Raw genomic sequence first — 24,742 nt, forward strand, 5'->3', positions numbered from 1 at the left:
GGTTAGTATGTATCGAAGTGAATTTTACGTCTTTGACAAAGAACAGCCTGTTCCGGTTATCATTCGCAATTATTCAAAACAGGATTTTGACGATCTTATCAAGATTCAATCCGAGTGCTTCCCACCTCCTTTTCCGTCAGAATTATGGTGGAATAACGAGCAATTATCCAATCATGTGGCCCTGTTTCCAGAAGGGGCATTATGTATTGAAGTTGATGGTGAATTAGCGGGTTCGTTAACAGGCTTGATTATCGACTTTGACCCAAGCAATAAAAACCATACGTGGGAAGAAATCACTGACCATGGATACATCCGAAACCATAATCCAAGGGGTAATACCTTGTACATCGTTGATATCAGTGTCCGCCCTAGGTACCGTAAACTAGGGTTAGGAAAATTGATGATGCATGCGATGTACCATGTAGTGATCGAGGAAGGTTTAGAACGATTACTAGGCGGCGGAAGAATGCCAGGATATCATAAAACAGCCAATCACATGACACCAGAGGAATATTTAGCATCGACCATTAAAGGAAATATAAAGGATCCTGTTATTACTTTCTTACTGCGCTGTGGCCGTGTGCCAGTAGGAATTGTAGAAAACTATCTAGAGGATGAAGAATCCTGCAATTATGCGGCATTATTGGAATGGAAAAATCCTTTTAAATAAACGGGAGGTAAATCTTAATGGAATATATTAGAATCACCAGTATAGATGATCCAAATTTTAGAAAGCTTCATAACTTAATGGAAGAAATTTTCCCCCCTGAAGAAGTGCTAGAGTATGAGCTATGGAAAGAGCCATTAGAAGATCCGAGTATTCGCGTATTTGTGGCAGTCGACGGTGATAAAGTCTTAGGCGCAACTGAATACCGGTACTATCCTGATTGGAATATTGCCATGACAGATTTTACGATCATCAGTAAACCTGGCCACAGTCTTGGTCGATTTTTAGCTCAAAACCGATTAAAGGATTTACAACAATTAGCCAGCGAAAATAGAAAAGAGCTTTACGGAATGTTTGCAGAAATATACGATCCGTACAGGGTGGAACATCACGAATTTGGTGGAGTTAAGGTTATGGATCCTTTTGTGCGACGTGAAGTCCTTTCCCATCTGGGTTACAAGCGCATTGATATTTCCTATGTTCATCCTTCTTGGGAAAACAATGGGGAAGCCGTAACAGGGCTTGATTTATGTTTCATGCCATTAAATGAGGATATTGTTTCACTCCCTGCCAGCCTTGTAAAGGATTTTCTAACAACCTATTATTCCATTCTTTCAAATAAACCAGAGGAGTGGTTAGAAATGATAGACCGTTTGGGGGACAAAGAAGAGATATCCTTATTACCATTGTGAAAAAAGAAATTTCTAATAATATTGACAATTACAACGGATTCAACTAGAATTCTTTTTATAACTTGGAAATTTAATGAAACAAATACATAAAACTCTTATCCAGAGCGGCGGAGGGACTAGGCCCGATGAAGCCCGGCAACCATCAAGTATTTCTTGAAAAGGTGCTAATTCCTGCAGGTGATTTAACCTGACAGATAAGAGGAGGAATCTAACCCTCTTCTTATGAAGAGGGTTTTTTACTATTTGGTCGTAAATTATTTAATTGAAGGGTGGATTTAACATGTCTGTTATTAAAGTGGCAATTCTGGGTTTTGGAACAGTAGGGGAAGGTGTTTATAGAACGATACAATCTCATGCTCAAGAACTTGAGGGTGTATTAGGAAAAAGGGTCGAAGTTGCAGCCGTACTAATTAGAAATAAGCATAAAAAGAGAAATATTAATGAAGATGTATTAGTCACTGCAGATTTTAATGAAATTTTAAGTCTTCCTCAACTTGATGTGATTGTCGAAGCAATCGTCAATAAAGAACCCACCTTTACATTTTTAAAACAAGCAATTCAAAGAGGATGCCACATAATCACAGCTAATAAAGAAATGTTTGCACACCACGGGAATGAGCTGCTCGAGTTAGCAAAGCATCATAATGTTTCAGTAGGTTACGAAGCGACAGTTGCGGGTGGTATACCTGTTATTCAAACCTTAAGGCAGTTATTAAATGTAAACCGTGTTCATCACGTGCAAGGAATACTGAATGGAACATCGAATTTCATCTTAACGGAAATGCGTGAGAAGAAGCAGTCCTTTGTTGACGCCTTAAGTCTAGCACAAGCAAAGGGGTTTGCTGAAGCAGATCCAACCAATGATGTGGAGGGCTTTGATGCTTTTTATAAAACAATGATTCTTAGCAGAATTGCATTTGGTGAGGAACCAAATTGGGAGGATGTTGAAAGGGAAGGGATTACCTCAATTACAAGTGAGTTAATCGAGGCAGCTGAAAGACTTGGTCTTAGGTTTAAACATATTGCAAGTATAAGTAAGAAAGGTGATCAAATTAAGGCGTCTGTTAGACCAGTCCTTGTTGGGAAGTCTCATCCTTTTTATTCTATTGAAGGGGTAGAAAATGCCGTAAATGTTTACACAGATCTTGTTGGCAGTATTACATTACAAGGACCAGGTGCTGGCATGTTTCCAACGGCAAGTGCAGCAATCGAAGATTTAGTCTATGTCTGTCAAAATAAGCTGACAAAAAAGTATTTCACAAAGACCCCAGCAATTCATTTAAGAGATAAAAAAGAGCATGAAGACGAATTATGGATAATTCAAGGTCTAACAAAAGATTATAACAACCCACTGATCACATGGATTACTCAATCTAGTGCGGAGACAGCAATTATCCGGACAAATACGGAGTTAATTAAACAGTTAATTAGTGAACAGAACATAAAGTGTTGCTTTCAAATTTTAGGGGAGTTTGAAATAGAAAGCAATGATAAAGAAGTAACATTAGCCGCCATATAGGTTAAAAGAAATCATAGCAATTATTTCGTAAAAAAGAGCGCATGAGCTCTTTTTTTTTTTGAACTTCTATGCTCCTAATTGAAGGGAATCAACAAATAGCTAAAAAAATAAACAAAAGCAACCTATAAATGGGGATAAGTTTAGTCAAAATCAAATGGTATTCATATTGTGTAAAAGCAAACCAAATGGACTAGTTAATCATAAAGTAAATTGAAGAGGTGCGTCATGTTATGGAATAGCTTATATGGACGTTTATTAACGGATCTGAAAAATACATTTACCTATGAGTTTTGGGTATTACCTGAAAATGTTCATCATATCGATAAACAATCTCGGGATAAGCCAGTTGATGGAACTGGAACGAATTTTATGATTGGTCCTGGACAGGGGATGTCCAATAATGATGCTGGGGTTAGTGTTTCAGTTGGACTAAATGGAATAACGGTTTATGAACATACTAACGAGAATATATATGCGGTGTTAGTCTATGAAGCCAGCATTAATGATCTCATTCACATTGCTGTTGTCTATAATGAAAGAGAGCCGCAGCTATTCATTAATGGGAAGTTTGTAAAAAAAGGGGATAGAAGCTCTAAAAACTATGTCTATCCATCTGGGATGATTGGCGGGCAGCCAGGTCTATTCTTTAATGGTAATATTAACGAAATTAGACTTTGGGATCATTGCCGCACAGAAAAAAATCTTAATAATTTTTTGAATAAAAAGCTTACTGGAAACGAGAAAGGGTTATACGGTCTTTGGCCAACTCCGACGGTAAATGAACAAGAATCACAGAAGGTAAATGCAAAAACTAAAAAGTCCCCGAATAACAAGGACACAAGCTCCAACGAGAAACTAACTACAGAAACCCTAGTAAATAATAGCCAAGATATTGAAGTCAGTATTATTATTCCTTCCCTAAATAAATATCCACTAAATCTCCTGACTCTTTTCTCACTTGAATATCAAACATTCAATCCTTCAAAAATGGAAGTTATCTTTATAGATGATGCTTCAACTGACCTAACGGAAGAAAAGATAAAAGGTTATAAGCCTCCCTATCATTTCAAATATATACGTAATATAAAGAACCTAGGAAGAGCGAAGGTTCGAAATTTAGGCATTCGTGCAGCAAGAGGGAGCACTCTTATTTTTCTTGATGCAGAAATGATAACAGAACCTGATTTTGTTGAAAAACATCATAAATTCCACCAATCAAAAAATAAGCATATTTTATCAGGAGTAATGCATTCAAAAGTCATATATTCATGTATCTTCCCGGAATTTACTCAGGAGGAAATAAACAATATCGAAACTTTAGCCAAAAATAATCAGTTGCTTTATTCTAGGTACAAAAACTTTAAAAATCCATCTAAACAACCGTACCCGTTGTTGAAAAAAAGCGATATTGCAAGAAAAGCTTTCAAGGATATAGGAGTTGTAACATACCCATGGTTCCAATCGATAACCGACAATTTTGCTGCTGACTTAGAAGGGTTTTCCTTTCCATGGATGGCATTTCTTACAGGGAATGTTTCCATTCAAAAAGAGTTTATTACTCAGGCAGGATTGTTCGATGAAGACTTTGTCCAGTACGGTTACGAAGATTGGGAACTAGGATATCGTTTATATAAAATGGGTGCCACATATATAGCTAGAAATGATTTGATCACATATCATCAAGAACACCCTATAGGCGAAAGCAAATGGAAAGAGGCAATTAACAACCTTGGACTGTTTATTTTAAAGCATCATGACATCGATGTTCTTGTTCTTGGATTAGAGATTTCAGGTCTTGCAGATTTATTAACAATGAGTAAGCTATTAAGTGAATATAAATTACTCATTCAATCTTATCCAAAGCAATTTCAAAAATTCCAAAAAAAATTCATGCACATTCTTGAAACAATTGTCCTTTTACTTCAAATCGACATCCGTCACATAAATATCTTAGGAGCTGCAGGCTTTGGCTCTGACGAAATAAATGAGCTGCAAGAAGAAATTAATTCTATTAAAACTCTTAAAAAGTTTACTAATTTAACCAACCTTTTAGATAAGGTCATGAACTCATAAATAATTCTCAAAGTTAAAGGAGTGAGAGAGTGGTTTCCATTATTACTTGTACAATAAGAGAAGAGAACATCAATAATGTTTTTAATAATTATAAACAGCAATCCTGGAAGAATAAAGAGTTGATCATTATCCTAAATAAGGATTCTATGAATATGGATAGATGGATTACTAAGGCTAGGGAATATCGTAATGTCCAGATTTATCAACTACATGAAAAAGCAACATTAGGTGACTGCTTAAATTTTGGGATTATGAAATCCAATTATGATATTATTGCAAAATTTGATGACGATGACTATTATGGGCCTGACTACATTAAAAGTTCCATGGCTGCTTTTGAAAATAAAGATATTTCTATTATCGGAAAAAACTCTTTATATATCTATTTTAAAAATAAAAAAGCGCTGATCCATGTGCCAGGTAATGAGAATTCAATCTCAGAGACTGTTGCTGGAGCAACATTAATGTTTAGAAAAGATGTCTTTCAACAGGTTCCATTTGAAAAGGTAAATCGAGCTGAGGATTTCTTCTTCATTGAACAATGTAAAGAGAAGGGATTTAAGGTTTATTCAACTGACCGTTCTCATTTTGCGGTTATCAGAAATGATGCTGAAAAACATACGTGGAAGATTTCCGATAAGGATTTAATGGAATGGGGAGAAATAATCGCCTTTACAGATGATTTCCAAACATTAGTGTCAAAGGAGAACCTGTTCTTTCATCCTTAAAGATATACTCATTTTCACTTTGGTTAGATTCTTTTGGCTTTAACATTGAATTCTTATTATTTATTGAGTTGCAGATCTTTATTAATACAGCTGTTGATTGGAGCGGAAGGTGCGAAGACTCCTGCGGGAGTACGGGGCAGGGGAGACCCCGCAGGAGCGCAGCGACGAGGAGGCTCGCCGGCACGCCCGCGGAAAGCGAAGCACCTGGAGCGCAAATCAACAGACTTATCACAAAGCTTGAATCAAAAAAGAAGCAGGATGCCCTGCTTCTTTTTTTGATTCATCTACATAAAGATTTATTTATTTCTTTTTGATTGTACACGCTGATTCGCAGCATTAGCACGTGCAAGTGCTTCAAGGTCTGCATGGTCTGCAAATTCTGCAGAATATTCTACGTCATTTCCATCTGTTATTTTTAGGTTCTTAGGTGTTTGTGGAAGTGAACTTTTGTTACTATTTCCAGTTCCGTTATGCATACGACCCATTACTAAAAACCCCTTTCATAGTTAACATCCAAGAAGCAAAAATGCTCCCTTTACTATGATGTACAACTTATGAGGGAACCATGAATGGAAAATACTTCAGCAGAACCTTTCGATAACTATAGTCTCGTTTTCTTGTCGTGAAACCCGCCAGCACGGTCTGCCATTTTAAATTCTCTTTGATAAGATACCTCTTGCATACTCGTTAGAGAGTATTTTCCACGATCCTTATCCTTTTTCTTTTTTTCCGCCATTTTGCTCATTCCTTTCAACAGTTTTTTTAGTTAATCGTCATCAAGCTATGTGGTAAAAAATAGAAGCACTTATGTACTTATTTCCATTTTTACCTTTTAGGAAAGGAATGATACGGTTTTTAAGAAAATATATTTTTTAATGCCAATTGTAGATTTGAATACTTAAATTGATAGCCATTTTCTAAAAGCTTTTCCGGTAATACTTTTTGCCCATCAACAACCAATGTACTCATTTCACCAAGGAGCAGACGAAGGGCAAAGCCCGGGACAGGCAGCCAGTGAGGACGGTGTAATACACTAGCAAGTGTTTTCCCAAATTCATTCATTGTTACCGGGTTCGGTGCGGTAAAATTAACCGGCCCATTAATTTGTTCATTATTGATAATAAAGGATATACCCTTAACCACATCATCAATGTGAATCCAAGACATCCATTGTCTACCATTCCCAATGGGTCCGCCCATAAATGATTTATAAGGAAAAGCTATTTTAGGAAGGGCTCCTTCTTGCTTATCAAGGATAATACCAAACCGACAAAAGACGGTGCGTACCCCTTGTTGAGCAGCTCTACTAGCTTCTGTTTCCCATTGCCGTACTGTTTCGGACAAAAAATCATTCCCAAACCCATGGTTTTCTTTTTCCGTAAAGATTTTTTCAAAAGATGTTCCATAAATGCCTATTGCGCTCGCATTAATCAAAGTCCTTGGTTTAGTGTTTAATTTTGATATGATATTTAAAAGTTCTTTAACAGAGTCTAACCGGCTTGTTAAGATTTTTTCTTTTCTTTGATCAGTCCACCGTCCGCCATTAATCGATTCGCCAGCAAGGTTAATAAAAATATCGGTACCCTCAAGGGCTTGTAAAGGGCTTGAATCTTCACCCAGCCATTGGACGTAACGGATCCGATCATTTCCATTTGAGCCTTTTAATCTCCTTGTTAAAATGTTTACCTCATGATTGTTTTTCAATAATTCATCCATAAGTGCTTTCCCGACAAAGCCTGTTCCACCTGCAATGGTAATCCTCAATTTTTCCGCCCCCTTATTATGATTTATCTTACAATATTTTATCAGGAATATGGTAAAGTATTGTTGAGGTGTATGACATGGCTATAATTACAAAAATCACCACTCAGCAAAAAAATCAGGATCGCTTTAATATTTTTATGGATTACGGCAAGGGGAAGGGGGAGGAATTCGCCTTCAGTGTCGATAGTGATGTCTTGATCAAATTTCAATTAAAAAAAGGGATGGAACTTGACGATTTTTCCTTTATGGAAATTCAGTATCAAGATGACATTCGTAAAGCTTACAACAAAGCCATCCATTATTTATCTAGAAGGATGAGGTCGGAAAAAGAAATCAGGGATTACCTTTTTTCAAAGGAAATAGAAGAACCTGTCATTAATGAAATTATCCATAAACTATCAGCTTTTAAATACATAAATGATGAGGAATTTGCATTGGCTTATGTAAGAACCCAAGCAAATACCACTGACAAAGGTCCAACGAATATCAAAATGGAACTGAAGGATAAAGGAATTGATGAAGGCACACTTATGCTTGCTTTAGAGGAATATCCCTTAGAGCAGCAGATTGAAAAAGCCACCAAAATAAGTGTTAAGTTCTATGAAAAAAATGCGAAGGAATCATTAAAAATTCAAAAACAGAAGCTAGAGAATTTACTGCTTAGAAAAGGATATTCTTATGAAGTGATTCATATTGCTGTTAATGAAACTTCAGTAAACACCGATGCTGATGAAGATATGGAGGCAATCAGATTTCAAGGTGAGAAGGCACTTCGAAAATATAGTAAGTACAGCGGGTTTGAATTTCAACAAAAGATGAAGCAAACCTTATATCGAAAAGGCTTCCCAATGGAACTGATTGAAGCATACCTTTCAGAAGTAAAAAATCATGACCAAGAAGAGTCATGATTTTTTACTTTCAATAATAATGGAGTCCTGATCGATTTGTTCCATAATAATCTCCGCAACTTCTTTTGGTGTACGGAAACGGGAAAAATCTTTGACATGATCGGAATTATCCCAAAATGGAGTGTCCATACCGCCCATATAAACAGCATTTATTTTAATACTGTGATCTTCATATTCCTTTTGCAAACTTTCCGTAAAACCTCTTACCGCAAATTTACTGGCTGCATAGACCGCTTCATTGACTTTTCCACGCAAACCAGCTGTAGAAATAATATTCATTATTCTCCCATCAGATGACTTAAGAATATGAGGTAATATTGCTTTTGTCATCAAAATAGTCCCTAGAACATTTGTATTCATCATTTCCATGATCTGCTGTTCATCGATATCAATAAACGGACCGAAATGCCCTACCCCTGCATTATTGACTAATCCGCACAAAGTATATGTCCCGCTGATTTCTTCTATCTTTTTTGAAACATCATCTGCATTTTGAATATCTATTGGAAGGGTGTCAGCTTTTCCTCCGAGAGCAATAATTTCATCTCTTGAAGTTGTTAATTTATCAACAGTCCTCCCAGTAAGCAAAAGATGATAACCTTTCTGTGAAAAGAGGTGGGCCAATTCTTTGCCTAACCCGGAGCCAGCTCCTGTAATGATGATTGTTTTCATATCTAATCTCCTTCAATAATTTCAACCTTTATTAATTATATAAAAATTACTATACTAAAATAAAGGGATATAGAGGGAGTGAATGAACAATGCAGCAGGACAAACGCTATAGTACAATGACAGAACATGAATTACGTCAGGAAATTGGCATCCTTCAAGAGCAAGCACGAAAAGCAGAACAAATGGGAATGGTAAGTGAGTTTGCCGTCCTCGAACGTAAGGTTCAAATGGCAAAAGCATACCTAATGAACCCGGATGAGTTTAAACCAGGAGAACTTTATGAAATAGAGGGCAGTCCAGGCGAATATTTTAAAATTGACTATCTAAACGGTGTGTTTGCATGGGGGTATCGTCTCAAGGGGGATGGCCATGAAGAGGCCTTGCCAATCTCTTTGCTAAAAAAGTAAAGATAATGATAAGACAAACCAGAGAGTAATCCTCTGGCTTGTCTTTTTTAAGGTTGTTAAAGGCTACCTATTTATACACTTGCGGCGATTCATCGTCGCGCTCTCCAGATGCACGCATGCGCTCTTGTGGGTGAGTATTAATCGTGCCATCAGCTCTTTTTGATGCATATTCTGCTTTAGCCCGTGGTTCTCCCTCGAGTTTATTATTATTTTGATTTGGGAATCCAGTTTCTTTATTTCTCATGATATACCTCCAAAATGGAATGAGAGCACGTGAAAAGCAAAGCATTTTCAATGCTTACCACGTAACATTAGTATCTGCGTTAATAATTTAGGTTATGTTAAAAGAAATTGGCAATGAGGTGTGAACATGAACAGTTACCATGATGAATTAGCAAATCTGCTATTAAGTAAAAATAACCAACTAAGCTATAACCAAGCCAGAACATGGGTGGAGCTGCTTTGGGAAGATTTTGAAACCACCTACGCGAAGGCGGGCAGAGAATATAAGGGCAGTGACATGACTGAGAGAATTGTCAAGCAATGGATTGAAAACTATGGGGAAAAGTTACACGAATTTGTGGCAACCAACCCAAAATACAAGGATTTTCTAAAGCCTGATAAAAATAGCTTAAACTAGAAAAAGCGAGTGACTTTTCGTCACCGCTTTTTTTAACTGATAAGAAAGTATAAATTTTTGAACTTAGATTAACGCTGACCAGGGCGCTTGCGCTTTTTTAACTTGGAATGATGCTCAATTTTTTTCGTAATTTCTTTTCACTAAATACCCAGCCAGTATATGAACTAATTGGTTTCAAGTCACAATCTAATTGAACGACTGCAACAAATGGATAGTGTCCATTGCTCCTGTATCGTAAATCAATAAAGCGCACTTCGAAAAAATCAGTGTATTCATCCACTTCCCAACGATAGACTGGCGAAAAGGATAAGAATGCAGAAAGATTTTTATCCATCTTTGCCGCCTCAATTACAGGAGTCTTGGGAACGGGTATACGGTTAAAATAATCTAAGATCTCGACTTCATTATTTACTGCTTTTCCTACAAAAAATTGTTTTTCGTTCATGGCAGCAATTCGCCATTGATGAAACCTCATTGTTGGTGCGATAATTATTTCTGTTGCATCTGGTATTTTTTTTCTTATCTCAGTCATAACACGATGTTTTGCCTTAAAGCGTATGAGATAATATCCGACAATAATGGCATACATGACCAAAAAAGTATAGCCAGGATCTGCCCCTAATACCCAGATAATAATCCCAAGAATATGAATTCCAAAGATAACCGGATCAAAGGTATTGATGACGCCTAGGGCGACCCATTTTGAAGAGAATGGTCTTAGAGCTTGTGTTCCGTATGCATTAAATATATCAACAAATACATGAATAAAGACTGCTGCAAATGTCCAAGCCCATAAATGATATAGATTGGCACCAGTAAAAAACGGATAAATAACGGCTACTAAGAGAAGCGGCCACAAAATCACAGCTGGAATGGAATGGGTAACGCCTCGATGATTGCGAATGTAAATGGCATTATTCTTTAACTTTAAAACCGTATCAATATCAGGTATTTGCGATCCGGCAATTGTAGCAATTAAGACACTAGTCGTGGTAGCATGGCTGCTAGCGACAACAGGGTCAAGAGTTGCTAAACCACCTAGAGCAATTCCCATGACAACGTGTGTTCCTGTATCCAAAAGGAAGTCCTCCTTCAAATATAATTCTTGTCAAACATGCTCAATTAATTTATCGTAAAACAAATACATTACTTATTATAATGCCTTTTTTCACGCAGTTTAACTACATCTGGAGGAACAAAAGTTATGATTATTGAACTAAAGAATATAGAAAAAATCAACAAATCTGCTTTTCAAACAGATTTAATTAACTGGTTTAAATATGAACAACGTGACCTACCTTGGCGAAAAGATCAAGACCCATATAAAATATGGGTTTCAGAAATTATGCTGCAGCAAACAAGAGTGGATACGGTTATTCCCTATTTTAATCGTTTTATTGAGTGGTTTCCTACCATTGAAGACCTAGCAGAGGCTGAGGAAGATAAGGTTTTGAAAGCATGGGAAGGACTCGGATATTATTCAAGGGTAAGAAACTTACAATCAGCAGTAAAGGAAGTAAAGGAGAAGTATAGCGGAATTGTACCCAATAATCCTGAGGACATCGCTGGACTAAAAGGGGTTGGGCCATATACGGCTGGAGCCATATTAAGTATCGCCTATGGAATTCCTGAACCCGCTGTGGATGGAAACGTAATGAGGGTATTTTCAAGGGTTCTTTCAATATGGGAAGATATTGCAAAATCATCCTCACGAAAAATATTTGAAAAGGCAGTTCGAGAATTAATTTCTCATGATGACCCATCCTCCTTTAACCAAGCATTAATGGAATTGGGAGCATTAATCTGTACACCAACCTCTCCATCATGTTTATTATGTCCTGTTAGGGAACATTGCCAAGGGTTTGAGGAGGGGGTTCAAAATGAACTTCCGATAAAGACCAAAAAAAATAAGACAAGAAATGTTCAACTTGCGGCAGCTGTCCTTTTAGATGGGAATGGAAAGGTATTAATCCACAAGCGGCCGGCAACAGGTTTGCTCGCAAATTTATGGGAGTTCCCTAATGTTGAAATTCATCATCCATTACAAAATGATCGTGAGCAGATTATAGATCTATTTGAGCATACCTTAAATATAAAAGTAAAACTTGAAAAAATTATTGGGCAGCTTGAACATGTTTTTTCTCATTTGGTGTGGAATATTAACGTATATACAGGTACCTTCCACTCTGATTTTCAGGAAAGTGACGAGTGGAAGTTTGTATCATTAGAAGAAATGAAAGAATTTGCCTTCCCTGTTTCCTACCAAAAAATGCTTAGGCTTTATTTAGAACGCCAAAAGGAATGAACGCCGCAAAGCTGCGGCGTTTTTTCAATGATAAGAAAGTATAAATTTTTGAACTTAGATAACTGTCTAGCGCAAGCGGCGCTTGCGCTTTTCTTAATCATATACTGTTTTCGTACCATGGGTATAGTCTGCCTCTTGTCTATTAATGCCTCCCCTGTTTTCAATTTCCTCAATAATTTCACGATGGATCGTTTGTCCTTCACTATTTAAATAGGGGGCAATTTGCTGCAAAGAATGGTGGAAAAAAGCAAGTTCACTGCTTTTCCAATCCGATTTAGACATCATCGACAGTTCAGTCATATCACGTCCTACATACATCTTTATATCTTCCTTTCCAAGGTTAATTACTCTTATTGTTTAATATTAATTGTCTTCTATTCGTGGAAAAGATAAAATAAATTGAAAAGCGCAGGCGCCCGTTTAGCGGCGTATGGACTGGAGCCCTTTGACTTATCGTAGCGAAAAGAGCGAAGTCCACTAGCCGTTGGGCGATGAAGCTAGACATTGATCAAATATATTTAACATAGAAGGGAATAGTTACATGACTCAAAAAGTAGCACTCATCACGGGAAGCAGCAGGGGCATCGGTAAGGCGACTGCTCTTCGATTAGCTGAAGCAGGATATGATATTGTCATTAATTATGCTAGAAGTAAAAAATCAGCTCTAGAGACAGCAGAGCAAATAGAGGCATTAGGGAGAAAAGTACTCGTTGTTAAAGCAAATGTTGGCGATGTAGCGAAAATAAAAGATATGTTCACCCAAATAGATGAAGAATTCGGTCGTCTAGATGTGTTTGTAAATAATGCTGCCTCTGGCGTACAACGACCAGTAATGGAGCTTGAGGAAAATCATTGGGATTGGACTTTAAATATTAATAGTAAGGCCTTGCTGTTTTGTGCCCAAGAAGCTGCCAAATTAATGGAACGAACTGGCGGCGGGAAAATTGTCAGCATTAGTTCTCTTGGTTCGATCCGCTATCTAGAAAATTACACGGTCGTTGGCGTTTCCAAGGCGGCTTTAGAAGCACTAACTAGATATTTGGCGGTTGAATTAGCCCCTAAAAATATCGTCGTTAATGCAGTTTCAGGTGGCGCAGTTGATACGGAAGCATTAAAGCATTTTCCAAATCGTGAAGAACTGCTTCAAGAGGCCAAAGAAAAAACTCCTGCAGGACGAATGGTAGAAATTGAGGATATGGTAAATTGTGTTATGTTCCTTTTGTCAGATGAATCAAGCATGATCAGGGGGCAGACCATCATAATTGATGGTGGAATTTCATTACTCGTTTAATTATTTTTAAATAATATTTTTGCGGATAATCTCCACGAAGGATGGACAAATTATATTCGTGGAGGTGATTAACATGGCAAATTTCAATCAACAGCCAAACAAAACTTCAGCTGGAACTAACATCCAGGAAGTAAGACAACAAAACGCTCAATCTCAATCTGGGTCACAAGGCTCATTTGGAACTGAATTTGCAAGCGAGACAAATGCTGCTGAAGTAAGAGCTCAAAATGCGCGTTCTGCTGCTGGTACAGCAGGTGCTGCAAGCTCTTCAGCTGCTGCTGGCTCATTCGGAACTGAATTTGCGAGTGAAACTAATGCTGCTGAAGTAAGACAACAAAACCAACAATCTCAAGCACGTAAAAACCAAGGCAATGGCCAATTTGGTCAAAGCTAATAATAGTTAACAAAAAGAAGACACTCTAGATTCGAATAGAGTGTCTTTCTTTTTGTACGTGGATAATTGTCTAGCTCCAGCGCCTAGGGGCTCGGGGTCATAAGCCAATCCGTCCTGAAGGTTAAAAAGTAACCTCCTGCCGGCTCGTCTTATGCCTGTCGCCCCTGTTCAAGGCGCCTCCGCTTTTCTACTTTCGACAAAACTTCTATAATGTCTACATAAATTTTCAAAGGAAAATCCGACTTGTTCAAGAATACATATTAGGAACAAATAAGAAGGCGGTGAGGGAAATGGATCATTTTAACAGATTAGTTTCCGAACAATTGGTGACGATGGATAAATTATTATATCTTCAAGGAGAACTTGAGCGTTGTCAACAAATCGAAGTGGAGCTTCAGACAATACAGAAGTCGACGGATCTTGAAAGTATACAATTAGAGATTCGGCTGATGAAAGATGAGTTAAAAGAGATCCAGTCCATTTTTGAAAAGCAGACAGAAGAAGTAATCAATTCCTATCGGGAAATGAACTTAACACCTTCCTTTTAGGTGGAAAACAAGGAATCTCCTTAAAAAATTCGCAAATTTTTACAAAGAGCCATCGAAATATGGCTCTTTTGTTTTAAAATCTGTTCTCAACCGTTATAATAATAATAAATAGGAATTGTACTTTGTTACCTTTTGTCATTATTTATCTAACGGTTTCAAATAGGGTTACAAAGCGTTCAGGAATGAAGGTAGGGGAGAAACATGGGCGTACCCATCGAAGGTGAACCAATGCAAATACATAGCTATAAGCACAATGGGCACATCCATCGCGTCTGGGAAGAAACAACTGTTTTAAAAGGGACTCAGAATTTGGTTATTGGAGGCAATGATCGAACACTAGTGACAGAATCAGATGGCAGAACGTGGATAACCAGAGAACCAGCCATTTGTTATTTCCATTCACAATACTGGTTTAACGTAATTGGAATGATTCGTGAGGATGGTATATATTACTACTGTAATATCAGTTCCCCTTTTATTTTTGATGGCGAAGCACTAAAGTATATTGATTATGACCTAGATATTAAGGTGTTTCCAGATATGACTTTTAATTTACTAGACGAAGATGAGTATGAACGTCATCGCCGTGAAATGAATTATCCAGATCCAATTGATCAAATTCTAAAAAGAAATGTTGAAAAACTGATTCAATGGATTCGGCAACGGAATGGCCCATTTGCACCAGATTTTATTGATATTTGGTATGAACGTTATTTAACATACAGACGTTAGATGGGTAAAGAGGATATTACGCGCCTGTTGATGTAATCAACAGGTTTTTATTTGCTTTTGTAGTACGAGAATAACCTGCGTGGTTTTATTATTGTAAAAAAATAATTGTATCAATTGCTTCCTATTATTTTTTGAAAGGAGGACTACTTTGAGCAGTATTCTAAGGTATCTGCAATTTGTAAAACCGTATCGGCTTCAGGTGATAGGGACAATCATTATTGGGGTAATAAAATTTTCTATTCCGCTAATGATACCACTATTGATTAAATATGTTGTTGATGACATTGTGGGCAGTCATACTCTATCTCATGATGAGAAGATTGAAAAACTCTTGTTCATTATGGTTATCATGCTTGTTGTTTTTGTCATCTTGCGACCGCCGATCGAATATTACCGCCAATATTTTGCCCAGTGGACTTCAAGCAAAATTCTTTATGATATTCGTGATTCGATGTATACCCACATTCAAAAGTTAAGTTTTAAATATTTTTCAAATAATCGTGCAGGGGAAATTATCTCACGTGTCATTAATGATGTTGAACAAACGAAGACGTTCGTCATTTCCGGATTAATGAATCTTTGGCTGGATATTGCCACAATAATTATTGCCATTATTCTTATGTTTTTAATGAGCGTTAAGCTAACGTTCGTATCAATATTGTTATTTCCGCTATATGCCTTTTCAATTAGGTATTTTTTTGGGAATCTACGTAAGTTGACTCGGCAACGGTCACAAGCACTTGCCGAGGTTCAAAGCTATTTACATGAGCGTGTTCAAGGTATGCCGGTAATCAAAAGCTTTGCGATAGAAGAATTTGAACAGGGTCAATTTGATAAGCAAAATAGAAATTTCTTGGAAAAGGCCTTGCAGCATACTAGCTGGAATGCAAAGGCATTTTCTGCAGTTAATACCATTACAGATATTGCCCCATTAATTGTAATTGGCTATTCTGCTTATCTTGTGATTCAGGACCAGCTATCATTAGGGACGATGGTTGCATTTTTTGCCTATATTGATAAGCTCTACAATCCATTGCGAAGATTGGTTAATTCCTCTACAACAATCACTCAATCATTTGCATCAATGGACAGGGTATTTGAATTTTTAGATGAGAAGTATGATATCGTTGATTCCCCAGATGCACAAGTTTGTAATCAAGTACATGGTGATATTTCATTTGAGAATGTGTCTTTTAGCTACGAAGCAAACGAAGAGATGGTTTTGAAAGATATAACTCTGCATGTAAAAAAGGGAGAAACAATTGCTCTAGTAGGGATGAGCGGCGGTGGGAAGTCGTCGCTTGTTAGTTTGATCCCCCGTTTTTATGATGTGACAAAGGGGAGAATCACATTAGACGGGATAGATATAAGAAACTTTAAGGTTCAATCTTTACGGGACAAAATTGGTGTGGTTTTTCAGGATAATCTCTTGTTTAGTGAATCGGTAATGGATAATATCTTATTAGCGAAGCCAGATGCATCTACAGAAGAAGTATACACAGCTGCAAAAGCCGCTAATGCCGATGAGTTTATCTTGAACCTTTCTGAAGGATACAATACCAAGGTCGGCGAACGAGGTGTTAAGCTTTCAGGAGGACAGAAACAACGAGTTGCGATTGCCCGCGTCTTCTTAAAAAATCCGCCTATCTTAATACTTGACGAGGCAACATCAGCTCTGGATTTGGAGAGTGAGCATGCAATACAAGAATCACTAGAAGTGTTAGCTAAGGATAGAACCACCTTTATCGTTGCACACCGATTGTCAACCATTACTCATGCCAATCGAATTGTACTGATCGAACATGGTCAAATTGTGGAAATTGGGACACATGACGAGCTAATGGCGAAACAAGAGAAATATTATAAACTTTTTCAAGTCCAACAATTAGAACAAAAAGAAACCGAAGCAGAATAATCTGTTTCGGTTTTTTTATGAAATGTCTTCCTCAATTGAAACTTCATTATGGTGATACGAATGAAAACTTGTGATTAAGGTATCTAAGTGCTCAACCTGTTCACCATAATCGATAATCGAGGCTATGATTTGCATTGTATGGTAAACATGCGGGTGGTCACGTCCAGTGAATTCTTGCTGGTGAAGTAAAAACAAATCAAATAATTGCTTTTTATTTAAACAAACACTATTTTCCGAATCAGTAGGAGGAGTTGTAATTTTACCAATGAATCTAAGCATAAGTTGTTCATGATGATAGATGAGACAATCCAATTGTTCCTGAATGGCCTGCTGAAGAGACTCTGGAAGATGTAATAATTCATTCTCAAAACGGTGAAGTCGTTTTAATGTATCAAGAGCCTTTTTGGCTGCTGAATGCATTTGTCTATAAATAACAAGCTTACGCGATTTTTCTAAGCTTTTCTTCTTAAAATAGCTGCGTTCTTCTTTATACATTGTATAAAACAGACCCATTTGAATAATATTGTCTTTTAATTTAACAATATCTGTTTTTAAAAGATTATGATCAAAGTCATGCCGTGTGCTTAACCGAATCCATCTAATGATTTCTTCTGTTGTGCTAGTCATTTTGAAGTATAGTTTGTTTTCATACCTTGGGGGCATAAACACAAGATTGACCAAGAAGGCAGAAAATACCCCAATCATAATAGTAGAAAAGCGGATCCCAGCAAATGGAATGAAATTCCCACCAGGGGTTTCCATAATCGAAATTAATGTTACAAGCGATAGTCCAATTGTATTTTCGAGTTTAAGCTTTAAATTAATGGCAATGACAATAATGGCTGCTAATCCAATTACAATAATGTGATTTCCTAAGAGAAGAACAAAAACAACTGCGAGCAATGCGCCAATAAGATTTCCTTGAATTTGTTCAATAATCGTTAAATAGGAACGATAAATGGTTGGTTGAATCGCAAATATGGCGGCAATGCCAGCGAATACCGGAGAGGGAGAGTGTAACAACTGACCCAAGTAAAGTGAGAGTACAATAGCAATTCCCGTTTTTAATATGCGGGCACCTAACTTCATTCTAATTGGTTTCCTTTCAAAAGGTTTTCTTAAGCAAATTTTTACTATACATGGATTACCCCATATTATCAAGAGATATCATATGAATTTTTTTGATATTTGTTAAAAAAAGTTGGAATAAAAAACGTCCGCTGAAACAGCGGACGTCGTTAAACTTGTTATTAATAAATCATTCTGTAGATACAGATGGATCAGCTTGTTCTTTGACAGGAAGCACCTGCACAAAGTGATTTTCTACATCTGTTAGTAGTGCGCGAAGTTGCTGTGCTTCTTCAGCCTGACCATTCTGTTCAAGCAAGTCGGTATATTGACTTAATAGCTCGTTAATATCCTGCTTGCCTTTCTCATTTAAGTCCACAACTGAAACCTTTGCGCCTTTAGCAATTCTTCTATGAATTGCTTCTTTCGTTAATCTCATCTCAGGCTGTTGACGAATATAAACAACCCCGCCTGTCATTCCTGCGCAAATCCATGGACCTGGGTCTCCTAAAACAAGGCCTCGGCCATTTGTCATATATTCAAAGGCAAACCCTTTAATATTAGCATTTGATCCAATATTACCTGCTTCATTTTCCGGAAGTGGTTTTTTTACAGTGCCTCCAATAATTAAATCAGCCCCAGAAAGACGAATTCCTGCTCTCGCATCTGCATTACCTTGAGCGATAAGAAGTCCCTTTTGAGCTCCATAGCCAAATCCTTTTCCTACGGAACCATTATAAAATTGACCATTCTTACCTTTTGATTTTAAAATTTGGATATTTCCACCAAAGGATGTTTTTCCGACACCATCTTGACCGCCGCCATTAACGGTGATTTCGATTCCTTCACTATTATAGGCGCCTAATCCATTACCAGGAATGGAACCGTCTTTGTATTTTAGCTGGACGGATGGTAACTGCTTATATGAACCATCAAGTCTGCCGCGGACACGGTGACAAGATACTCGGCTTCCTAACACACGCTGTTCGGATGTGACACTAGTGAATTCACGAGAAGAGTGTAATTGATCTACACTGCCATCAAGGTACTCTGCTCCAACAGCTACTTGCATTTGAACTTCTTCAATTGATTTTGATGCTTCGGTTTTTGCAAATTGACTGATTTCTAATGGTTTTAGCAAATAGGAGAGGCTTAGTTGCCCTTGACCTTTGACTTGCTCTAATAAATCAGAACGACCTACTGCATCCTGTAGATTGCGAATTCCAATTGAAGCTGAAAGATCCTTTAATTCTGTTGCAAATGCAGTAAAGAGATTCATAATTCCTTGTACTGCTAAGTCCAATTGGCGAGGCACAAAACGTCTTAGACCGTGCTCTTTCGCCTGAGCTTCTGATTCAATTTGAGTGGCAATTCCAACGTGACAAGTATCTAAATGGCAGCCACGGCATGTAGTACAACCAATTGCCAGCATCGATAATGTCCCAAAGCCAACACGGTTAGCGCCAAGCAGCATAATTTTCAGAACGTCCATTGCACTTTTCATACCGCCATCAGCCCAGAGTTCTACTTTGTGGCGAAGGCCGCTTTCTAGCAGGGCATTATGGGCAGCTTTTACGCCAATTTCAACCGGTAATCCAACATGTTGAAGCGCGTGAATTCTTGCAGCACCTGTCCCGCCGTCAAAGCCGCTCAAAGTGATAATATCAGCCCCCGCTTTAGCAATCCCTACAGCAATTGTTCCAATATTCGGTACAACTGGAACCTTAACAGCGATTTTTGCTTGATCATTAGCTGTTTTTAATTCCAGGATCATTTGCGCTAAATCTTCGATTGAGTAGATATCATGGTTATTTGATGGTGAGATTAAATCTGATCCAAGGGTTGCATTACGTGCTTCGGCAACCTTTGCCGTAACCTTTGAACCAGGTAGATGACCGCCTTCACCAGGCTTTGCACCCTGACCAATTTTAATTTCTAATAAATTGGATGAGTTAAGTAGTTCCGCATTGACTCCAAATCTTCCAGAGGCAATCTGCTGTCCTCTAGTTTTTGGATACTTACCGAGCATATCTTTAATTTCTCCGCCTTCACCATTTAAGCTGACCATGTTTAGACGGTCTGCTCCTTCGGCATAGGCTCTAAATGCTGTTTCATTTTGAGAACCAAAAGACATGGAAGAAATAATGAACGGTAAATCATGGTCACCGACGCGAAGGTCGACATCTGCTGGTGCTAACTTTTTATTACTTTGTTTAAGCTGAACTAAATGACGAATCGTTGTTGGATTCTCTGTTTCTTGTTCAGTGATTTTATCACGATAAACATTGTAATCACCTGTAGCTGCTATTTCACCAATTGCCTTCCAAATCCGTGGGAAGAGATGGAAAGTCTTTCCGACTCTTTCCTTTTCATTGTGGTAAGCTTCGGCTCTTGATAAGGCATCAAGTTTCATTGCTTCAAAATCAGTTTCAAGTTCTTTCGAACCAAAAAAGTTTACAATGTTTAATAGATTAGCAATATCCTCATGTAAGCCGATACTTGAGAATAGGCGGCCGTATCCACGTAGTTCATGAATACCAATTGTTGAGATTACTTTTTCCAGCCCTTTTGTAAGAGCACTAAATAGATTTGTTAAAGGCTTTGAAGTCTCGTCAAGAACCGTTAAGAACATATAGTAAGGGCTGATTAAATCTGCACCTAATCCAAATGCAGTAATGATGTCATGAAGAGAACGAATTGCAGCAGAACGTAGAACTAATGAACAGTCTCTTCTTATTTCTGCTTTAACAAGTGCTTGATCAATGACTGACGTTACTAAATGAGGATCAATCCAATAGAAATCTTCCTGATGTGCTTTTGCATCATCCAGAACAAGCAACGATTTTCCTGCTTGAACTGCCTGAACGGCTTCATTGGCAAGTCTATCTAGCGCTTGCTCGAGCTTTTCTTCTTTGCTGAATGTAGCAGAAATAAAGGTTACAAGCTTCTGCGCCTGAAAATGGGAAACAACTTGATCAAAACTTGGCTGACCTAAACTCTCAGATAAGTCAAAGCCTGCTTTCCCTTCCAATAATAGAGGGGTAGTTAACTCAATAACTGTTTCGTTATTTTCTTTATTGAATAGTGTTGGACGTTTTCCGATAATGACACGTGTTGAAAAATGCTCAGTCTCACGGTCCCTGTCAATTGCAGGATTCGTTACAACCGCTACACTTTCTTTAAAGTAATCAGCAATATTTTTTCTTTCTGGGTTAAGTGCAGCTAGTGGGGCATCGTGACCAAGCGAACGAATTGGTTCCACACCTTTTTCCGCCATTTGTTCGATTAATTGGATATGATCTCGTTCCCAGCCAAATGCCTTATATTGTCCATTATGGATTTTGTCAGGATATGTCATCGTCACTGTTTTTCCTAAAGAAGGAGGAAGCAAACGAGCTCTAACTTCACTAATATTTAACTTTTCAGAAAAACGGGAATACACTTCAGTCTGAAAACGATCTTGCTCATAAACTTCAAGCGTGTCACCATTCCATTTAAAGCCAACCTTTTCACCTGGTGCTAAAGGCTTTGGTTCATTCACATATTCACTCGAAGAAATGATCCCTGGTTCAGATGAAAATAAATAAGAGCTTTCTGTCTCGAGCATCCATAGCGGACGAAGTCCTAGTGCATCAACACTAAATACGGCTTCATCACCATATCTTGAAATAATACCAGCAGGACCTTGAGCAAAATGCCCCCAGGCTTCTCTAAGGTAGGTATATAAATCTTGTAGATTTTCAGGGTATGCCTTAATTTCATTGATGATTGGCGGGAATAAAACATCAATTGCTTCAAATAATGAAAAACCTTCGCGGCAAATTAATGTTTCCATCGTCCGGCTTAAATCTTGAGAGTCACTGCCATCTTTGACAAGGGGCACACCAATCATTCTTGCTTCATCACGAAGTTTGGCAATGGTATTAATTTCTCCATTATGTCCAAGAACACTAAATGGCTGTACTCTGAAAAAGCTTGATAATGTATTTGTAGAATAACGATTATGTCCAAGTGTCATGGTAGAAGCTACAAGTGGATTTGCAAGGTCATGATAGTAACGTGGGAGAATATCCCCTGCACCCATTACCTTGTATACAACATGGTTGTGACTTAATGAAGCAACATGAACTTGATCATTTGTTTCAAAATCAATTATTACTTCGAAAAGGCTCTTTGTTAATTCTTGGCCGTTTTTTGAAGAAAGACAGGCAAATTGCCAGAACACAGGATTCTCTTGAATTGCGATTGGACCAAGTGCTGAAGAATCAGTTACTTGATCTGTTTCAAATACTACATCAAAGTTGTGTTTTTCTAACTTTTCAAGTAATTCTTGTTTAGTAGTTTTCCAGTTTACTTTTTGACTAATGAAAACATGGCCAACAGCAAATTCTTCTTTTTCGGCAAGCGTTGGTTCCTGACCTGCCTGAAGCAATTTTTCTTTCCAAAGCGCAACTGGGATATCGGTATGAATGCCGACACCGTCGCCTTCTCCATTTATAAAACCAGCACGATGATTCATAGTCACAAGCGCATCTATACAATCAAAAATATTTTTTCTAGTCGGGCGCTTAGTTTTTTCAAGACATGCGACGATTCCGCAAGCATCATGTTCTTGTTTGTGGAAATCTTTGAATAGGGAAGGGGTCCATTTTTGTGTCATCATATTAGGCTTTAGCAGTTATCTGCTAAGGCCATTCACCTCCTATGAAACTAAAAGTTTAAGTATATCATCGTGGTTGTCATTCGTTTGTCACTTTAACGTGGTATATTGTTAAAGGAAAAATATAAAAATAATAATTTAATAGTATCATAAGAATTTTCAGAAATCAAATAAATATACATTGTTTTGGATAAGAAAATAGTGGATAATACGCGTTTGATAATTGAGGGAACATGTTAATGTAAACGTTTTCAAAGCGTTTTAAAAAATAAAAGGAAGTGATTTCCACTTCCTTTAGTGCATAAAAATTGTATATTTATTCGTTCGCAAGTGAAGAAAATGCATTTCTTACTGCATGTAAAGTGGCCTCGATATCCTCATCTGTATGAGCGATTGTCAAAAACCATGCTTCATATTTGGATGGAGCAAGATTTATTCCTTGATGGAGCATATGCTTAAAAAACTTTGCAAACGTTTCTCCGTCTGTATTTTCTGCTTGAACATAGTTTTCAATTTTTTCCTTTGTAAAATAAACAGTTAGAGCACCTTTCAAACGGTTGATTGTTATATCGATATTATTTTCTTTCGCAGCCTCTAAAATTCCCTCTTCAAGAATGGCACCTAAACGGTCTAGGTAATCGTAAATACCCTCTTGTTTTAGCACTTCGAGACAGGCAATTCCCGAAAGAATGGATGCTGGATTTCCTGCCATAGTTCCTGCTTGATAGGCAGGACCAAGCGGAGCTACTGTTTCCATAATTTCTTTCCGTCCACCGTAGGCGCCAATTGGCAGGCCGCCGCCAATGATTTTTCCGAGGACGGTTAAATCTGGTTCAATCCCTAATAAATTTTGGGCACCACCGTACATAAACCGGAACGCTGTAATTACCTCATCATATATCACAAGCGCACCTGTTTCATGGGTTAAGTCATTGACCTGCTGCAGAAAACCAGGGTTTGGTTCAACAATCCCGAAGTTTCCAACAATGGGCTCCACTAACACAGCTGCGATTTGATCTCCCCATTTCGCTAATGCTTCTTTAAATGGTTCAATATCATTAAAAGGAACCGTTATTACTTCTTGTGCGATACTTTTTGGAACTCCAGCAGAATCTGGTGTACCTAATGTTGATGGACCGGAGCCAGCTGCAACCAGGACGAGGTCAGAATGACCGTGATAACAGCCTGCGAATTTAATGATTTTATCTCTGCCTGTATATGCACGGGCAACGCGTATTGTTGTCATCACAGCTTCTGTACCAGAGTTTACAAACCGAACTTTTTCCATCGAAGGAATGGCTTCTTTCAACATTTTTGCAAATTTGACTTCATGTGGTGTTGGTGTACCATATAGGACACCACTTTCTGCTGCGCGTTTGATTGCTTCAGTAATATGTGGGTGGGCATGTCCTGTTATAATTGGACCATACGCAGCGAGATAGTCAATATATTGATTTCCGTCTACATCCCAAAAGTATGCCCCTTGAGCCCGTTCCATTACCACGGGTGCTCCACCGCCAACCGCTTTATAGGACCGTGATGGGCTGTTTACTCCGCCGACAATATGTTCTAGTGCTTCATTATGTAATCTTTCAGAATTAATAAAATTCATGTATTTTCCCCCTTCAATCATTTCTATCCCATTTTAGCACTTTTTTAGCTAATATTTGTCTGTTTAACTATTCGGATATTTTATGAAGGCGTGCTTGTTGTTTTATCAACCTTATTTGGCTAAACTAAATCTCTAGGTCATTGTTTC

General features: G+C 37.8%; 24 protein-coding genes and 1 riboswitch. Of the genes, 14 read left to right on the forward strand and 10 right to left on the reverse strand.

Features of this window, described 5'->3' with window-relative positions; genetic code table 11:
• The first annotated feature begins 7 nt into the window (after nt 1-7).
• From QNH17_RS05730 to QNH17_RS05750, 5 genes are all read left to right on the forward strand, one after another.
• Complete coding sequence (locus tag QNH17_RS05730) at nt 8-670, forward strand: GNAT family N-acetyltransferase (RefSeq protein ID WP_283877824.1); 663 nt, start codon at nt 8-10, stop codon at nt 668-670.
• Nucleotides 671-687: 17 nt separating this feature from the next.
• Nucleotides 688-1,359: a GNAT family N-acetyltransferase gene (locus tag QNH17_RS05735; RefSeq protein WP_283877825.1), complete on the forward strand. Its 672-nt coding sequence runs from the start codon at nt 688-690 to the stop codon at nt 1,357-1,359.
• A gap of 92 nt (nt 1,360-1,451) precedes the next feature.
• A riboswitch (SAM riboswitch) is annotated at nt 1,452-1,560 on the forward strand.
• A gap of 79 nt (nt 1,561-1,639) precedes the next feature.
• Nucleotides 1,640-2,878: a homoserine dehydrogenase gene (locus QNH17_RS05740; protein ID WP_283877826.1), complete on the forward strand. Its 1,239-nt coding sequence runs from the start codon at nt 1,640-1,642 to the stop codon at nt 2,876-2,878.
• A 225-nt stretch (nt 2,879-3,103) separates the two neighbouring features.
• A complete protein-coding gene (locus QNH17_RS05745) occupies nt 3,104-4,951 on the forward strand; it encodes a glycosyltransferase (RefSeq protein ID WP_283877827.1) in 1,848 nt (615 codons plus the stop codon).
• A gap of 29 nt (nt 4,952-4,980) precedes the next feature.
• Nucleotides 4,981-5,679 (forward strand): glycosyltransferase family 2 protein, encoded by a 699-nt coding sequence (locus QNH17_RS05750; protein ID WP_283877828.1) that lies wholly within the window; start codon nt 4,981-4,983, stop codon nt 5,677-5,679.
• 296 nt (nt 5,680-5,975) lie between these two features.
• Here the strand turns inward: QNH17_RS05750 and QNH17_RS05755 are convergent, their stop codons facing one another.
• From QNH17_RS05755 to QNH17_RS05765, 3 genes are all read right to left on the reverse strand, one after another.
• The gene (locus QNH17_RS05755) at nt 5,976-6,164 is read right to left on the reverse strand and encodes a YfhD family protein (protein ID WP_283877829.1); all 189 of its coding nucleotides are present in this window, start codon (nt 6,162-6,164) and stop codon (nt 5,976-5,978) included.
• Nucleotides 6,165-6,280: 116 nt separating this feature from the next.
• Nucleotides 6,281-6,415, reverse strand: coding sequence for a YfhE family protein (locus QNH17_RS05760; protein ID WP_081825373.1), 135 nt, complete (start codon nt 6,413-6,415; stop codon nt 6,281-6,283).
• Nucleotides 6,416-6,534: 119 nt separating this feature from the next.
• Entirely contained in the window at nt 6,535-7,443 is a 909-nt protein-coding gene (locus QNH17_RS05765) for a TIGR01777 family oxidoreductase (RefSeq protein ID WP_283877830.1), read from the reverse strand.
• 77 nt (nt 7,444-7,520) lie between these two features.
• Between QNH17_RS05765 and recX the strand changes: the two genes are divergently transcribed.
• Nucleotides 7,521-8,351 (forward strand): recombination regulator RecX, encoded by an 831-nt coding sequence (gene recX, locus QNH17_RS05770; protein ID WP_283877831.1) that lies wholly within the window; start codon nt 7,521-7,523, stop codon nt 8,349-8,351.
• On the opposite strand, the gene QNH17_RS05775 is transcribed toward recX, so the two are convergent.
• A complete protein-coding gene (locus QNH17_RS05775) occupies nt 8,346-9,023 on the reverse strand; it encodes an SDR family NAD(P)-dependent oxidoreductase (protein ID WP_283877832.1) in 678 nt (225 codons plus the stop codon). The two genes, recX and QNH17_RS05775, sit on opposite strands and share 6 nt — an antisense overlap.
• Nucleotides 9,024-9,112: 89 nt before the next feature.
• Here QNH17_RS05775 and QNH17_RS05780 point away from each other — a divergent pair, with 89 nt between their 5' ends.
• A complete protein-coding gene (locus QNH17_RS05780) occupies nt 9,113-9,430 on the forward strand; it encodes a YfhH family protein (RefSeq protein ID WP_283877833.1) in 318 nt (105 codons plus the stop codon).
• A gap of 67 nt (nt 9,431-9,497) precedes the next feature.
• On the opposite strand, the gene QNH17_RS05785 is transcribed toward QNH17_RS05780, so the two are convergent.
• Complete coding sequence (locus QNH17_RS05785; protein WP_098576239.1) at nt 9,498-9,674, reverse strand: small, acid-soluble spore protein K; 177 nt, start codon at nt 9,672-9,674, stop codon at nt 9,498-9,500.
• A gap of 126 nt (nt 9,675-9,800) precedes the next feature.
• Here QNH17_RS05785 and QNH17_RS05790 point away from each other — a divergent pair, with 126 nt between their 5' ends.
• Nucleotides 9,801-10,070 carry a YfhJ family protein gene (locus QNH17_RS05790; protein ID WP_283877834.1) on the forward strand — a complete coding sequence of 90 codons (270 nt, stop codon included), beginning with the start codon at nt 9,801-9,803 and terminating at the stop codon, nt 10,068-10,070.
• A 97-nt stretch (nt 10,071-10,167) separates the two neighbouring features.
• Here QNH17_RS05790 and QNH17_RS05795 read toward each other — a convergent pair whose 3' ends face one another.
• Nucleotides 10,168-11,148, reverse strand: coding sequence for a metal-dependent hydrolase (locus QNH17_RS05795; RefSeq protein ID WP_283877835.1), 981 nt, complete (start codon nt 11,146-11,148; stop codon nt 10,168-10,170).
• Between the two features lie 126 nt (nt 11,149-11,274).
• On the opposite strand from QNH17_RS05795, the gene mutY reads away from it, so the two are divergent.
• Nucleotides 11,275-12,375: an A/G-specific adenine glycosylase gene (mutY, locus tag QNH17_RS05800; protein WP_283877836.1), complete on the forward strand. Its 1,101-nt coding sequence runs from the start codon at nt 11,275-11,277 to the stop codon at nt 12,373-12,375.
• Nucleotides 12,376-12,468: 93 nt separating this feature from the next.
• Here the strand turns inward: mutY and QNH17_RS05805 are convergent, their stop codons facing one another.
• Nucleotides 12,469-12,693, reverse strand: a complete 225-nt coding sequence (locus QNH17_RS05805) for a hypothetical protein (protein ID WP_283877837.1) — start codon at nt 12,691-12,693, stop codon at nt 12,469-12,471.
• 223 nt (nt 12,694-12,916) lie between these two features.
• Between QNH17_RS05805 and fabL the strand changes: the two genes are divergently transcribed.
• From fabL to QNH17_RS05830, 5 genes are all read left to right on the forward strand, one after another.
• Nucleotides 12,917-13,666, forward strand: coding sequence for an enoyl-[acyl-carrier-protein] reductase FabL (gene fabL, locus QNH17_RS05810; protein ID WP_283877838.1), 750 nt, complete (start codon nt 12,917-12,919; stop codon nt 13,664-13,666).
• A gap of 73 nt (nt 13,667-13,739) precedes the next feature.
• Entirely contained in the window at nt 13,740-14,060 is a 321-nt protein-coding gene (locus QNH17_RS05815; protein ID WP_283877839.1) for a gamma-type small acid-soluble spore protein, read from the forward strand.
• A gap of 290 nt (nt 14,061-14,350) precedes the next feature.
• Complete coding sequence (locus QNH17_RS05820; RefSeq protein ID WP_283877840.1) at nt 14,351-14,608, forward strand: YgaB family protein; 258 nt, start codon at nt 14,351-14,353, stop codon at nt 14,606-14,608.
• Nucleotides 14,609-14,809: 201 nt separating this feature from the next.
• Nucleotides 14,810-15,340 carry a nucleoside tri-diphosphate phosphatase gene (gene ntdP, locus QNH17_RS05825; RefSeq protein ID WP_098576231.1) on the forward strand — a complete coding sequence of 177 codons (531 nt, stop codon included), beginning with the start codon at nt 14,810-14,812 and terminating at the stop codon, nt 15,338-15,340.
• A 148-nt stretch (nt 15,341-15,488) separates the two neighbouring features.
• Nucleotides 15,489-17,255: an ABC transporter ATP-binding protein gene (locus QNH17_RS05830; protein ID WP_283877841.1), complete on the forward strand. Its 1,767-nt coding sequence runs from the start codon at nt 15,489-15,491 to the stop codon at nt 17,253-17,255.
• Nucleotides 17,256-17,270: 15 nt separating this feature from the next.
• On the opposite strand, the gene QNH17_RS05835 is transcribed toward QNH17_RS05830, so the two are convergent.
• The 3 genes from QNH17_RS05835 to QNH17_RS05845 all read right to left on the reverse strand — a co-directional run bounded on the left by QNH17_RS05835 (nt 17,271) and on the right by QNH17_RS05845 (nt 24,595).
• Nucleotides 17,271-18,344 carry an FUSC family protein gene (locus tag QNH17_RS05835; protein ID WP_283877842.1) on the reverse strand — a complete coding sequence of 358 codons (1,074 nt, stop codon included), beginning with the start codon at nt 18,342-18,344 and terminating at the stop codon, nt 17,271-17,273.
• 169 nt (nt 18,345-18,513) lie between these two features.
• A complete protein-coding gene (locus tag QNH17_RS05840; RefSeq protein ID WP_283877843.1) occupies nt 18,514-22,983 on the reverse strand; it encodes a glutamate synthase-related protein in 4,470 nt (1,489 codons plus the stop codon).
• 316 nt (nt 22,984-23,299) lie between these two features.
• Nucleotides 23,300-24,595, reverse strand: coding sequence for a glutamate-1-semialdehyde 2,1-aminomutase (locus tag QNH17_RS05845; protein WP_283877844.1), 1,296 nt, complete (start codon nt 24,593-24,595; stop codon nt 23,300-23,302).
• Nucleotides 24,596-24,742 lie beyond the last annotated feature (147 nt).

The organism is Neobacillus sp. SuZ13, assembly GCF_030123365.1.
Classification (GTDB): Bacteria; Bacillota; Bacilli; order Bacillales; family Cytobacillaceae; genus Neobacillus.